This window comes from Mycobacterium hubeiense (assembly GCF_002838065.1).
Taxonomy (GTDB): domain Bacteria; phylum Actinomycetota; class Actinomycetes; order Mycobacteriales; family Mycobacteriaceae; genus Mycobacterium; species Mycobacterium hubeiense.
In genome coordinates, this window is record NZ_PIZU01000001.1 from 165,515 (window position 1) to 178,856 (window position 13,342).

The window sequence follows — 13,342 nt, forward strand, 5'->3', positions numbered from 1 at the left end:
TTCCTCGCTAACTACAGTCTCGACGCCGCGCATAGGCTAGAGCAGCTGCGTGCTGGCGCCGCCGTCGGCGTAGATCACGGTGCCGGTGGTGGCGGGCAGCCAGTCGGACATCAAGGCGCACACCGTCTTGGCGACCGGCGTCGGGTCCTTCATGTTCCAGCCCAGCGGGGCGCGCTGATCCCAACCTTCTTCGAGGAGGGCGATCTGCTGGCCCGCCTCGTCGCCGAGCGCGCCGCCCACGATCGCGCTCATCGCCAGCGTCCGGATCGGCCCTGCCGCAACGAGATTCGATCGCACACCGTACTTGCCGGCCTCGCGCGCGACGAACCGGTTCACCGACTCCAGCGCGCTCTTGGCGACGGTCATCCAGTTGTAGGCCGGCATCGCGCGGGTGGGGTCGAAGTCCATGCCGACGATCCCGCCGCCCGGATTCATGATCGGCAGCAGCGCCTTGGCCAGCGACGCGTACGAGTACGCCGAGATGTGGATGCCCTTGGAGACATCCTCGTACGGCGCGTCGAAGAACGGGTTGATGCCCATGCCGGACTGCGGCATGAACCCGATCGAATGCACCACACCGTCGAGCTTGTTGCCCGCACCGATCACCTCGGTGACGCGGTCGGCCAGCGTGGCCAGATGTTCCTCGTTCTGCACGTCGAGCTCCAGCAGCGGCGGCTTCGTCGGCAGCCGGTCGAGAATGCGCTCGATCAGCCGCAGCCGGTCGAAGCCGGTGCAGACGATCTCCGCGCCCGCCTCCTGTGCGACCTTGGCGATATAGAACGCGATCGACGAGTCGGTGATGATCCCCGTGACGAGAATCCGTTTGCCCTCAAGCAGTCCCATGTCAGTCCTTATCTGTTTGGGGCTCAGTGGCCCATGCCCATACCGCCGTCGACGGGGATCACCGCGCCGGAGATGTAGCTGGCGTCCTCGGAGGCCAGGAAGCTGACCACGCCGGCGACCTCCTCGGCGGTGCCGATCCGCTTCGCGGGGATGAACTCCAGTGCACCCTCCTGGATCCGCTCGTCGAGCGCGCGGGTCATGTCGGTGTCGATGTAGCCCGGGGCGACGACGTTGGCGGTGATGCCCGCCTTCGTCAGCTCGCGGGCGATGGAGCGGGCCATGCCGATCAGACCGGCCTTGGAGGCCGCGTAGTTGGCCTGGTTGCCGATGCCCCAGGTGCCGGAGACCGAACCCATGAAGATCATCCGGCCGAACCGCTTGCGCTGCATGGTGCGCGAGGCCCGCTGGGCCACCCGGAACGCCCCGGTGAGGTTCGCGTCGATCACCTTGGTGAACTTCTCCTCGGTCATCCGCATGAGAAACGCGTCCGCCGCGACGCCGGCGTTGGCCACCAACACCTCGACCGCACCCTGATGCTCCTCGACCTCCTTGAACGCCCGGTCGACGGCCGCACTGTCGGTCACGTCACATTCGACGGCGAACAGATCCTCGTCGTCGGGCACCCCGGACCCGCGGTGCGTCACGGCCACCTTGTGCCCGTCGGCGGCCAGCCGCCGGGCCACGGCCAGCCCGATGCCCCGGTTTCCACCGGTCACCAGTACCGACCGGGAGACGAAGGGCGGACGGCCGCCAGCGGTTTCGCCGGCGGTTTCGGCTGGATTGTCGGTCAAGGTCATGCCCGACAACTTAATGCCTGCAATGGTCAGCCCAGAAATCGGCTAGCCGGGCAGCCGGCGGTTGATCAGCAGCGCCGCCAACGCCGCCAGCGCCAGGATCACCGACCCGAGCCGCAGCCAGCCCACGCTGGCGTCGCCCTTGATGGTTTCGTAGCCGATCTGCTGCTGCAGATTCGAGTAGACCTCACGCAGCTGTTCGAGGCTGGACGCGGTGAATGCCTCGCCGCCGGACAGGTCGGCGATCTTCTTGAGCATCTCGTCGTCGACGGGCACCGGCTGGCGCTGTTCGTTGATCTCGACATAGCCGTACGGCGTGCCGAACGAGATCGTCGAAATCGGCACCCCCTGATCCTTGGCGGTACGTGCGGCGGTGAAGGCGCCCTTGGGATTGTCGGGGTTCGACGGCACTGTTTCCTTGCCGTCGGAGAACAGCACGATGCGCGCGGGCGGCGGGTCGTCGCCGCCGCCGATCACCGCGCCCACCGTCGCAATGGCCTGCAGCGCGGTGAAAATGCCTTCGCCGGTGGCGGTTCGGTCGGCGAACTGCAGTTTGTCGATCGCGTTCTTGGTGGCTTCGCGGTTGGTGGTCGGCGACACGAGCACCGTCGCGGTGCCGGCGTAGGCGATCAACCCCAGGTTGATACCGGGGGTGAGCTCATCGGCGAACTGCTTGGAGGCTTCCTGCGCGGCCGCCATCCGGCTCGGCGACACATCGGTGGCCCGCATCGACTGCGAGACGTCGATCACCAGCATCACCACCGCGCGGTTACGCGGAATGCGCACGTCATGCGTCGGCCCGGCCATCGCGACGGTGAGCAACAGCAGCGACGCCACCAGCAGGATCGCCGGCAGGTGCCGCCAGCGGCTGGGCCGCTTGGGCGCCACGCTTTCCAGCAGCTCCATGTTCGCGAACCGCAGCATGCGCTTGTGCCGGGCCACCTGGACGATCACGTACAGGCCGACCAGCCCCAGGATCGCGAACAGGAACAAGAAGAACCACGGATGTTCGAATCCCGACAGGGTCATCGGGCCGAGCAACGGTAATGTCATGTGCGGCTTGTCATTTCGGTTGTTAACGTCTCCCGGCCAATGCGCCACGGCGGCGATTGGCGACGAACCGGACCACGTCGGCGATCCAGTCCCGGTCGGTACGAAGACTCAGCAGCGGCGCACCGCAGCGCCGCAGTGTGCGCTCCACCTCGGCGCGGTGGGCCGCCGCGGCCTTCTCGAAATCGTCGCGCAGTTGTTCGTCGATGGTGAACTCGCGGGTGACACCGGATTCGGTGTCCTGCAGGATGACGTCGCCGACGGGCGGCAGTTCGACATCGCGCGGGTCGAGGATTTCGATGCCGAGCACCTCATGACGCCCCGAGATCGCGCGCAGCGGGCGCATCCAGTTGATCGGGCCCAGGAAGTCGCTGATGATCACCGCCATCCCGCGGCGGCGCTCCGGGCGGCGCAGCGCGTCGATGGCGGCGGCAAGGTCGCCCCGCACACCCAGCGGCGCCTTCGGCGTGGTCGCGATCGCCCGCAGCACTTCCTGCTCGTGCATCCGCCCGCTCAATGCGGGCACCCGACGCATGGTGTCGCCGTTGGAGATGATGGCCCCCAGCCGGTTGCCGCCGCCGCTGTTGAGGAACGCGATCGACGCGGCGGCCGCGACGGCCAGGTCGCGCTTCTCGCAGCCGGCGGTGCCGAAGTCCAGGCTGGCCGACACGTCGACCACCAGCCAGGTCTCCAGCTCGCGGTCGGCGATCATCTGGCGTACGTGCGGCACCGTTGTACGCGCCGTCACCGACCAGTCCATCCGGCGCACGTCGTCACCGGGCTGGTAGATCCGCGACTCCCCCGGCTCGCTGCCAGGTCCGGGCAGCAGTCCGAGGTGATCGCCGTGCAGCACGCCGTCGAGCTTGCGGCGCACCGTCAGCTCCAGCTTGCGCAGCGCCGCCGTCAGTGCGGGATCACGGATCTCCCCGCGTTGCAGTGACGGGAGGTCGACCCTGCGGTTGGACCGCGAAGGACTAGTCACCGACCACTGGCCGCTGCCGCTGCGGCGGGCACGACGGGCGGCACCGAATGCCCTTGCTGCGGAATGGCGTTGACCTGCGGCAGGGCGACGGTCTGCAGGATGCGGTTGATCACCGTCTCCGGTGAGATCTCGTCGGCCAGCGCGTCGTAGGTGAGCACCAGTCGGTGGCGCAGCACGTCGGGGATGACCTCGACGACGTCCTGCGGGATCACATAGTCGCGACCGCGCACCAGCGCGAGGGCCCGCGCCGCGGCGATGATGCCCAGCGAGGCGCGCGGCGAGGCACCGTAGGCGATCCACGCCTTGGCATCGGGCATGCCGAACTTCTCCGGCTCACGGGTGGCGGTCACCACCCGCACCACGTAGTCGACCAGCGCGTGGTGCACGAAGGTGTTGGCGGCCACGTCCTGCAGCCGCAGCAGGTCGCCGGGCGCCAGAATCTGCTTGGGTGTCGGCGGTTTGACGCCCATCCGGTAGATGATCTCGCGCTCTTCCTCCGGCGTCGGGTAGTCGATGTTGATCTTGAACAGGAAGCGGTCGCGCTGCGCCTCGGGCAGCGCGTAGACGCCCTCCTGCTCGATCGGGTTCTGGGTGGCCATCACCAGGAACGGGTCGGGCATCGGGAAGGTCTTGCCGCCGATGGAGATCTTGCGCTCGGCCATCACCTCGAGCAGCGCGGACTGCACCTTGGCCGGCGCGCGGTTGATCTCGTCGGCCAGCAGGAAGTTGACCACCACCGGGCCGAGTTCGATGTCGAACTCCTCCTTGCCCTGGCGGAAGATCCGGGTGCCGACGATGTCGGTGGGCACCAGGTCTGGGGTGAACTGGATGCGCGCGAACGTGCCGCCGACGACCTTGGCGAAGGTCTCCACGGCCAGCGTCTTCGCGACGCCGGGCACGCCCTCGAGCAGCACGTGGCCCTTGGCCAACAGGCCGACGAGCATCCGCTCGACCAGTTGGTCCTGGCCGACGATGATCCGCTTGACCTCGAAGATGGCCCGCTCCAGCGTGTGCACCTCGCCTTGTAGGCCACCGTTGTTCGGTGCGGGTCCGGCGGCGTTGGGAGGGTAGCCCTGCGCCGGTGCCGAGCCGGAATAGCCTCCGGCGCCCTGCGGCGGCCCACTCGGTGACGTCATCAAACGGTCCTCCCACTGATCTCTCGTCGACGTGCTCACACGCCCGGTCATGCGCGGGCAGCCTGGTGCCCGCCGTCAACTATTCCAGGCACTTCGTGATCCGTCGACGTTGGCCGGGACTGCTCAGCGTTAGCTCAGGCCCCGCTCAGGATTCGATGATGCGCGCGGCGTACGGCTGCAAACCCGCCGTGCGCAGCGGACTGACCGTGACCTTGCCCGCGCTGCCCGAGGCTTCCAGGATCCGCCCGCCGCCGAGATAGATGGCGACGTGCTGGCTGCCGCCGGGGCCCCAGAACAGCAGATCGCCGCGCTTGGCCTGGGCCACCGGCACCTTGCGGCCGGTGTCGTACTGGTCGCCGGAGTACTTCGGGATCAGCACGCCCACCCCCGCGAACGAGAACTGCGTGAAGCCCGAACAGTCGAAGCCGACGGTGTTGGCGCCGGAGTCGATACCGCGGCTGGGCCCGTTGGGCTTGCCGCCGCCCCACGAATACGGCACCCCGATCTGCGAGCCGCCCCGGCGGATCACGTACTCGATCGCCTGCGGGCCACGCACCCGGCCGGCGGCCGCACCGGTGGGCGCGACGCTTGCCGGGCTGCCGCCGATGCCGATGCTGGCCAGGAACTTGCGGCCCAAATCCATCGTCACCTGGGTGGCCTGCGCGCTGGCCGCGATCGACGCGTTGGCGATGGCGAGCGGGTCGCCCGGCGCACCGGCGCTGATCAGTTTCGGCAGCGTCGGATCCCACTGGTCGTCGCCCGGCGCGGCCGCGGCAGGGCCCGCCAGCCCGATCAGCATTGCGACCGCGGGCACAACCAGCACCGCCGCCTTCAGAAGACGTAATAGTTTGAGACGCAAGGAGTTTCCCATCACCATTCAATGAGCCGGGTCACGTACGGTGTCATGCCGCTAGTGCGCACCGGCGATACTTTGACCACCGATCCGGTGTAGGGCGCCTCCAGCATCTGGCCGTTGCCGAGGTACAGCGCGACGTGCTGACTCGCGTTGGGGCCGTAGAAGATCATGTCGCCGCGGCGCATCTGTGACGACGGGATCTTGCGGCCGGCGTTGTACTGCGAACCCGAGTAGTGCTCCAGCTTGATGCCGACCCCCGCGAACGCGTAGAGCATCAGGCCCGAGCAGTCGAAACCGACTGTGCCCGCACCGGAGTCGATGCCTCGGCTGGGTCCGGCGGCGTTCCCACCACCCCACGAGTACGGCACGCCCAGCTGCGACATGCCTCGCCGGATCACATATTCGGTGGCCTGCCGGCCATACACTCGCGGGATCGCGCCGTTGGTGTATCCGGTGGGCGTCGGCAACAGCCCGATCCGCTGCAGGAAGTTGCGGCCCATGTTGGAGGTGACCTGCGCCGAAGTTGCCGAAATGCCCAGCACCGCATTGACAATCGCGATCGGATCGCCGCTGACAAACGCGCTGGGTATCGCCGGCAGCGTGGGATCCCACAAGCTGTTGTCCCAATTGCGGGTTGCCGGGGCCTGCGCACCGGGCGCTTTGTCCCAGTTGGCCGCCGGATCGCTGCTCGCCGTGGGCGAGGCGGGGCGCTGCTGCGCTGTTGCGGACGCCGCCCAGGTGCGCGCGGCGGCGAGTTTGGCCTGCGCGGCGTCCCGCTCGGCCGTCAACCGGTTCAGCTCATCCCGTTGGGCGGCGAAGGTCTGCTGCGCCTGCTTGAGCGCCGAGACCGCCGCATCCTGACTGGACTGCGCGTCCGCGCTGGCCTGATCGGCCTTCTGCTTGGCCAGCCGGGCGGCGGACTCCCGGTTGACCTGCTCGGTGCGGGCCCGCTGCAAGTTGGTCATCACCTGCTCGGCGCTGGCGGACAGCGTCTGGCTGGCCGACGCGGTCTCGACGACGTCGGCAGGGTCCGCCGCAGTCAGATACGAGCTCGACGGGCCGTTGACATACGTGGCGGCGGCGAACTCGTCGAACCGCCGCTGCGCCGCGGTGATCGCGGCGGTGGCCTCCTGGACGCCTTGCCGGCTGGCCTGCACCTGTTGTTGGGCTGCGGCCGCGGCATCCCGCGCCGCCTGCACGTCAACGATTGCCTTGTTGACGCTTTCCTGCTGCGTCTGGATGGCCGCGCCGAGCTCCTGCAACTTCTGGTTGGCGTTGGCGACGTCGGCGACGAGTGCGGCGATCGTGTCGGGACCGCCCGGTTCTGCAGCCGCGGGGTCGACGCGACCCGGCAGCCCGGTAGCCATCAGCATCCCGGCAATCAGCGGCGCGGCGACGAGTCGGCCGTACCACCGGGAAGCAGAGGCGCGAGGGATGCGTCTCATCGAGTCAGGTCTCCTATGGCTCACCGCGAACGTGTCGACACTTTCGTGGCCACCCATGCGCAGAAGTCACATGAAGCTCAACTACAACATTAGGTACCTTCTGCACCGTACGTCACAACTGACGCCAAAGAAACTCTAGTCACAAATTACATTCTTGTAATTGAATGGAGTGTGACCGAAAAGAGATAAAAGAATTGCCGCGCTGGGCGTCTGACTGGTTACTGCGCGTCGGCGGTGGTGTCGGTCTGCTCCGCCCGCTTGGCACGAACCTGCAGGATACGGGTGGCGACGGCGGCCGCCAGGACGCCGAGTGTGAGCACGATCGTCAATGCGGTCCAGGGAAAGTCCGGAGTCTGTATCTGGTCGACGAAATTCTGCGCCGACTGCACCGGGTTGCCGGTCTTGGCGACGTCTTGGCCGGCTTCCAGTGTCACCCGATCGAACGTCGGACTATAGGTACCGGCAAATGACGGGCTGATTGCCAGAACCGTTGCTCCGGGATAGGCCTCGCCGACCTCGGTGGCGATATCGCGCAGGGGCGTGTCGATCGGCGGGTTCTTGTCGATCACCACGATCTTGAGGTCGATGCCGTCCTGGCGAGCGTCGGCGACCACCTGCTGCAATCCGTGGACGTCCGCGCCCGGTGCGTAGACGCCGTCATCGCCGACATCTGCCTTCACCGCATCCATGTCGACGTCGGGTGGGATGTAGGCGGGCAGGAACGGAATCACGTTCGGTCCGGTCACAGAAGCACCGTACGTGATGGGTACCCAGACCAGTAACAGGCACGCGCATCGAAAACAACCCCACGGGTGTTTTGCAGGACAAGCGTACTGTTAGGATCAGAGGTGCCGTCGACACAGCCCGTCGCGGCGATATCGAGCCGGGAGTTGATGTGAGCAAAGGTAATACGGCGAATTCGTCATTGAACTCTTTTAAAGCCCGCGACACGCTGACGGTCGGGGCCAACAGCTACGAGATCTACCGCCTCGACGCGGTACCCGGGACCGAAAACCTGCCCTACAGCCTCAAGGTGCTGGCCGAGAATCTGTTGCGCACCGAAGACGGCGCCAACATCACCAAGGAGCACATCCAGGCCATCGCCAACTGGGATCCGGAGGCCGAGCCCAGCACGGAGATCCAGTTCACCCCCGCGCGGGTGATCATGCAGGACTTCACCGGCGTGCCGTGCATCGTCGACCTGGCCACCATGCGTGAGGCCGTCGCCGAGCTGGGCGGTGACCCCGACAAGGTCAACCCGCTGGCGCCCGCCGACCTCGTCATCGACCACTCCGTGATCGCCGATCTGTTCGGCCGCGCCGACGCGTTCGAGCGCAACGTCGAGATCGAGTACGAGCGCAACGGTGAGCGCTACCAGTTCCTGCGCTGGGGGCAGGGCGCGTTCAACGACTTCAAGGTGGTGCCGCCCGGCACCGGCATCGTGCATCAGGTCAACATCGAATACCTTGCCAGGGTTGTGTGGGAGCGCGACGGCGTCGCGTATCCGGATACCTGCGTCGGCACCGACTCACACACCACGATGGTCAACGGCCTCGGCGTGCTGGGCTGGGGTGTCGGCGGCATCGAGGCCGAGGCGGCCATGCTGGGTCAGCCGGTGTCGATGCTCATCCCCCGCGTCGTCGGCTTCAAGTTGACCGGCGAGCGGCAGCCCGGCGTGACGGCCACCGATGTGGTGCTCACCGTCACCGAGATGCTGCGCAAGCACGGCGTGGTCGGCAAGTTCGTCGAGTTCTACGGTGAAGGCGTCGCCGAGGTGCCGTTGGCCAACCGCGCGACGCTTGGCAATATGAGCCCCGAATTCGGCTCCACCGCAGCGATTTTCCCGATCGACGCGGTCACCGTCGACTATCTGCGGATGACCGGCCGCAGCGAGGAGCAGCTGGCGCTCGTCGAGGCATACGCCAAACAGCAGGGCATGTGGCACGACCCCACGCGGGAGCCGAAGTACTCGGAGTACATCGAGCTGAACCTGTCCGACGTGGTGCCGTCAATCGCTGGACCCAAGCGTCCGCAAGATCGCATCGCGCTGTCGGACGCAAAGACGGCGTTCCGCAAGGACATTCACAACTACGTCGAAGAACACATGCCTGTCGAGCACACCAAGCTCGACGAAGCCGTCGAGGAGACCTTCCCGGCGAGCGACCCCGCGGCGAGCCTGGCGTTCGCCGACGACGACGCGGTGGTGCCGTCGGCCGCGGTCGGATCGAACGGCCGGCCGAGCAAGCCGGTCGAGGTGAAATCCGACGAGCGTGGCGAATTCATCCTCGACCACGGCGCGGTGGTGATCGCCGCGATCACGTCGTGCACCAACACCTCCAACCCAGAGGTGATGCTCGGCGCTGCGCTGTTGGCCCGCAATGCGGTCGAGAAGGGGCTGACCTCCAAGCCGTGGGTGAAGACGTCGATGGCCCCCGGCTCGCAGGTGGTCAGCGACTACTACGACAAGGCCGGGCTGTGGCCGTACCTGGAGAAGCTGGGCTTCTATCTCGTCGGCTACGGCTGCACCACGTGCATCGGCAACAGCGGCCCGCTGCCCGAGGAGATCAGCAAGGCCGTCAACGACAACGACCTGTCGGTCACCGCGGTGCTCTCCGGAAACCGCAACTTCGAGGGCCGAATCAACCCCGACGTGAAGATGAACTATCTGGCGTCGCCGCCGCTGGTGATCGCCTACGCGCTGGCCGGCACGATGGACTTCGACTTCGAGACCGAGCCGCTGGGCCGCGACAAGGACGGCAACGAGGTGTACCTGCGCGACATCTGGCCGTCGCAGAAGGACATCAACGACACCATCGCCAGCGCGATCAACCAGGAGATGTTCGTCAAGAACTACGCTGACGTGTTCAAGGGCGACGATCGCTGGCGCAACCTGCCCACCCCCAGTGGCAACACCTTTGAGTGGGACCAGGATTCGACGTATGTGCGCAAGCCGCCGTACTTCGACGGCATGCCGGCCGAGCCGGAGCCGGTGACCGACGTCACGGGCGCCAGAGTGCTGGCCCTGCTAGGTGATTCGGTCACGACGGACCACATCTCCCCCGCCGGCAGCATCAAGCCGGGCACGCCGGCCGCGCAGTATCTCGACTCGCACGGGGTGGACCGCAAGGACTACAACTCCTACGGTTCCCGGCGCGGCAACCACGAAGTGATGATCCGCGGCACGTTCGCGAACATCCGGCTGCGCAATCAACTGCTCGATGACGTGTCCGGCGGCTACACCCGCGACTTCACCAAGGGTGGCGAGCAGGCGTTCATCTACGACGCCGCGCAAAACTATGCGGCGCAGGGGATTCCGCTGGTGGTGCTGGGCGGCAAGGAGTACGGGTCGGGCTCGTCGCGTGACTGGGCGGCCAAGGGCACCCGGCTGCTCGGCGTGCGAGCGGTCATCGCGGAGTCGTTTGAACGCATCCACCGCTCCAACCTGATCGGTATGGGCGTCATCCCGCTGCAGTTCCCCGAAGGGGAGTCGGCGGCATCGTTGAAGCTGGACGGCACCGAGACGTTCGACATCACCGGCATCGAGACGCTCAACGAGGGCAAGACGCCGAAGACGGTGCACGTCAAGGCCACCAAAGAGGATGGCAGCGCAGTGGAATTCGATGCGGTGGTGCGCATCGACACCCCGGGAGAGGCGGACTACTACCGCAACGGCGGCATCCTGCAGTACGTGCTGCGCAACATGCTGCGGTCCAAGTAGTCCGGTCGAGAGGCACTTCGTTGCCCCGGGTAACTGACGATCATCTGGCCGCCCGGCGCCGCCAGATCCTCGATGGGGCCCGGCGGTGCTTCGCGGAGTACGGGTACGACAAGGCGACCGTGCGGCGGCTCGAACAAACCATCGGGCTGTCGCGCGGCGCCATCTTCCACCACTTCCGCGACAAGGACACACTGTTCTTCGAGTTGGCCCGTGAGGACGCCGAGCGGATGGCCGACGTGGCGTCGCGCGAGGGCCTGATTCAGGTCATGCGCGACATGCTTGCCGCGCCGGAGCAATTCGACTGGCTGGCCACCCGGTTGGAGATCGCGCGCAAACTGCGCAACGACCCGGACTTCAACCGGGGCTGGTCGGAACGCTCCGCCGAGCTGTCCGCGGCCACCAACGCCCGGTTGCGTCGTCAGAAGCAAGCCGGTCGGCTACGCGACGATGTGCCCAGCGCGGTGCTGCAGACCTACCTGGACTTGGTGCTGGACGGTCTGGTGGCCCGGCTGGCTTCAGGTGATGACCCTGAAAAGCTCAGTGCCGTACTGGACCTCGTCGAGGAATCGGTACGGCACAAGTGACGCGTCAACTGGCGGCGCGCCGCCGGGTGCGGTGATTGGGTCCCCCGCGGCTGCGCATGGCGGTGCCTGATTCGCGCAGCATGCTGTGGATCGAGCCGTACGAGCGGCCCGTCGACTCCACAAGCTTCCGGATGCTGGCACCCCCCTCGTAGGCGCTGCGCAGCTCCTGCATCAACTGCTCACGGGACTTGTTGGATTTCCTCATCGACATCTCCCCGCTTCCGATGCCCCGACGGATACCCAGCGTAGGAAGCCGTCACACGCCCGCGGGTGAATTTGGTGAACGTCTTAGATTTACGCTCACGCCAATTCGATGAGGTCCGCGTAGTCGTCGGACCAAAAATCCTCGGTGCCGTCGGGCAGCAGCACCACCCGTTGCGGGTCGAGCGCTTCCGCGGCGCCGGGATCATGGGTCACCAGGACCACCGCCCCGACGTAGCTGCGCAGGGCATCCAGCACTTGTTCGCGTGACGCGGGATCCAGGTTGTTGGTCGGCTCGTCCAGCAGCAAGACGTTCGCGGTGGAGGCGACGAGGCCCGCGAGGGCGAGCCGTGTCTTCTCGCCGCCGGACAACGTGCCGGCCTGTTGGTCGAGCTGAGCGCCGCTGAACATGAACGCGCCCAACAGTCCTCGCAGATCCTGATCGCCGGTGTCGGGTGCGGCGTGACGGATGTTCTCCCACACCGTGGCGGTGTCGTCGAGGGTGTCGTGCTCCTGGGCGAAATAGCCGATCTTGAGCCCGTGCCCCGGCTCCAGCCCGCCGGCGTCGGGGGTCTCCACCCCAGCCAGCAGCCGCAGCAGTGTCGTCTTGCCTGCGCCGTTGAGGCCCAGCACCACGACCCGGGACCCGCGGTCGATGGCCAGATCGACGCCGGTGAACACCTCCAGGGAGCCGTAGTTCTTGGTCAACCCCCTGGCGACCAACGGAGTACGGCCGCACGGCGCCGGGGTGGGGAACTTGATTCGGGCCACCTTGTCGGCCACCCGCTCTTCGTCCAGGGCGGCCATCATCCGGTCGGCCCGACGCAACATGTTCTGCGCGGCAACGGCTTTGGTGGCCTTGGCGCCCATCTTCGCGGCCTGGGTGCGCAGTGCGGCGGCCTTGCGTTCGGCGTTGGCACGTTCGCGACGACGCCGCTGCTCGTCGGTGGCACGGGCATCGAGATACTTCTGCCAACCCATGTTGTACACGTCGACTTCCCCGCGCACCGCGTCGAGGAACCAGACCCGGTTCACCACATCGGCGAGCAGATCGACGTTGTGGCTGATGACGACCAACCCACCGGTGTGACTGCTCAGGAAATCGCGCAGCCAGCCCAGCGAATCGGCGTCGAGGTGGTTGGTCGGTTCGTCGAGCAAGAGCGTCGTGGACGACCCTGCGCCGGTGTCGCTCGCGGCGAAAAGGATGCGGGCCAACTCCACGCGCCGGCGCTGACCACCGGAGAGCGTGCGCAGCGGCTGGGTCAAAACACGTTCGGGCAGACCGAGACTCGCGCAGATGCGCCCCGCCTCGCTCTCGGCCGCATACCCGCCGAGGGCGGAGAACCGTTCTTCGAGCTGACCATATCTACGGACGGCCTTGTCACGGGCGGCGTCGTCGACCACCTCGGCCATCAACGCCTGTTGCTTTTCCAGGTCGGCCAGCAACGTGTCCAGCCCGCGGGCCGAGAGCACCCGGTCGCGGGCCAGCACGTCGAGGTTGCCCTCTTTGGGATCCTGTGGCAGGTAACCGATTTCACCGGTGCGTGTGATGGTGCCCGCGTATGGTTCGCCCTCGCCGGCGAGGATGCGCATGGTGGTTGTCTTGCCCGCGCCGTTGCGCCCGACCAGGCCGATGCGGTCGCCGGGCTGCACCCGCAGCGCCGTCCCGTCTGTGGAGAGCAGCGTGCGCGCGCCGGCGCGGACCTCGAGGTCCGTTGCGGTGATCACGCTGC

The 13,342-nt window shown here is 67.0% G+C and carries 12 protein-coding genes; 2 read left to right on the top strand and 10 right to left on the bottom strand.

Annotated features, from left to right (window positions below; genetic code table 11):
• Positions 1–36: 36 nt before the first annotated feature.
• The 8 genes from inhA to CWS39_RS00775 all read right to left on the bottom strand — a co-directional run bounded on the left by inhA (position 37) and on the right by CWS39_RS00775 (position 7,852).
• Positions 37–843: an NADH-dependent enoyl-ACP reductase InhA gene (gene inhA, locus CWS39_RS00740; RefSeq protein WP_102140990.1), complete on the bottom strand. Its 807-nt coding sequence runs from the start codon at positions 841–843 to the stop codon at positions 37–39.
• A gap of 23 nt (positions 844–866) precedes the next feature.
• The gene (gene fabG1 / locus CWS39_RS00745) at positions 867–1,640 is read right to left on the bottom strand and encodes a 3-oxoacyl-ACP reductase FabG1 (protein WP_102140991.1); all 774 of its coding nucleotides are present in this window, start codon (positions 1,638–1,640) and stop codon (positions 867–869) included.
• A 42-nt stretch (positions 1,641–1,682) separates the two neighbouring features.
• Positions 1,683–2,690 (bottom strand): VWA domain-containing protein, encoded by a 1,008-nt coding sequence (locus CWS39_RS00750; protein ID WP_102140992.1) that lies wholly within the window; start codon positions 2,688–2,690, stop codon positions 1,683–1,685.
• 22 nt (positions 2,691–2,712) lie between these two features.
• Positions 2,713–3,669 carry a DUF58 domain-containing protein gene (locus CWS39_RS00755; protein ID WP_102140993.1) on the bottom strand — a complete coding sequence of 319 codons (957 nt, stop codon included), beginning with the start codon at positions 3,667–3,669 and terminating at the stop codon, positions 2,713–2,715.
• Complete coding sequence (gene moxR1 / locus CWS39_RS00760) at positions 3,666–4,805, bottom strand: chaperone MoxR1 (protein WP_102140994.1); 1,140 nt, start codon at positions 4,803–4,805, stop codon at positions 3,666–3,668. The genes CWS39_RS00755 and moxR1 overlap by 4 nt, the downstream gene beginning before the upstream one ends.
• A gap of 145 nt (positions 4,806–4,950) precedes the next feature.
• Complete coding sequence (ripB, locus tag CWS39_RS00765) at positions 4,951–5,604, bottom strand: NlpC/P60 family peptidoglycan endopeptidase RipB (RefSeq protein ID WP_431306069.1); 654 nt, start codon at positions 5,602–5,604, stop codon at positions 4,951–4,953.
• Between the two features lie 71 nt (positions 5,605–5,675).
• Positions 5,676–7,106 carry an NlpC/P60 family peptidoglycan endopeptidase RipA gene (gene ripA / locus CWS39_RS00770; RefSeq protein WP_102140996.1) on the bottom strand — a complete coding sequence of 477 codons (1,431 nt, stop codon included), beginning with the start codon at positions 7,104–7,106 and terminating at the stop codon, positions 5,676–5,678.
• 218 nt (positions 7,107–7,324) lie between these two features.
• Positions 7,325–7,852, bottom strand: a complete 528-nt coding sequence (locus CWS39_RS00775; protein ID WP_102140997.1) for an Rv1476 family membrane protein — start codon at positions 7,850–7,852, stop codon at positions 7,325–7,327.
• A 149-nt stretch (positions 7,853–8,001) separates the two neighbouring features.
• Here CWS39_RS00775 and CWS39_RS00780 point away from each other — a divergent pair, with 149 nt between their 5' ends.
• Positions 8,002–10,824 carry an aconitate hydratase gene (locus CWS39_RS00780; RefSeq protein WP_102140998.1) on the top strand — a complete coding sequence of 941 codons (2,823 nt, stop codon included), beginning with the start codon at positions 8,002–8,004 and terminating at the stop codon, positions 10,822–10,824.
• Between the two features lie 20 nt (positions 10,825–10,844).
• The gene (locus CWS39_RS00785; RefSeq protein WP_102140999.1) at positions 10,845–11,408 is read left to right on the top strand and encodes a TetR/AcrR family transcriptional regulator; all 564 of its coding nucleotides are present in this window, start codon (positions 10,845–10,847) and stop codon (positions 11,406–11,408) included.
• A gap of 4 nt (positions 11,409–11,412) precedes the next feature.
• Here the strand turns inward: CWS39_RS00785 and CWS39_RS00790 are convergent, their stop codons facing one another.
• Together CWS39_RS00790 and CWS39_RS00795 are read right to left on the bottom strand one after the other, a co-directional pair.
• Entirely contained in the window at positions 11,413–11,613 is a 201-nt protein-coding gene (locus CWS39_RS00790; protein ID WP_102141161.1) for a helix-turn-helix domain-containing protein, read from the bottom strand.
• A 95-nt stretch (positions 11,614–11,708) separates the two neighbouring features.
• Complete coding sequence (locus CWS39_RS00795) at positions 11,709–13,337, bottom strand: ABC-F family ATP-binding cassette domain-containing protein (RefSeq protein WP_102141000.1); 1,629 nt, start codon at positions 13,335–13,337, stop codon at positions 11,709–11,711.
• Between the last annotated feature and the right edge of the window lie 5 nt (positions 13,338–13,342).

Bases quoted from the DNA above. Each gene is read 5' to 3' on its own strand.
- inhA (WP_102140990.1), bottom strand. From the start codon at position 843: ATGGGACTGCTTGAGGGCAAACGGATTCTCGTCACGGGGATCATCACC.
- fabG1 (WP_102140991.1), bottom strand. From the start codon at position 1,640: ATGACCTTGACCGACAATCCAGCCGAAACCGCCGGCGAAACCGCTGGC.
- CWS39_RS00750 (WP_102140992.1), bottom strand. From the start codon at position 2,690: ATGACATTACCGTTGCTCGGCCCGATGACCCTGTCGGGATTCGAACAT.
- moxR1 (WP_102140994.1), bottom strand. From the start codon at position 4,805: ATGACGTCACCGAGTGGGCCGCCGCAGGGCGCCGGAGGCTATTCCGGC.
- ripB (WP_431306069.1), bottom strand. From the start codon at position 5,604: ATGCTGATCGGGCTGGCGGGCCCTGCCGCGGCCGCGCCGGGCGACGAC.
- ripA (WP_102140996.1), bottom strand. From the start codon at position 7,106: ATGAGACGCATCCCTCGCGCCTCTGCTTCCCGGTGGTACGGCCGACTC.
- CWS39_RS00790 (WP_102141161.1), bottom strand. From the start codon at position 11,613: ATGAGGAAATCCAACAAGTCCCGTGAGCAGTTGATGCAGGAGCTGCGC.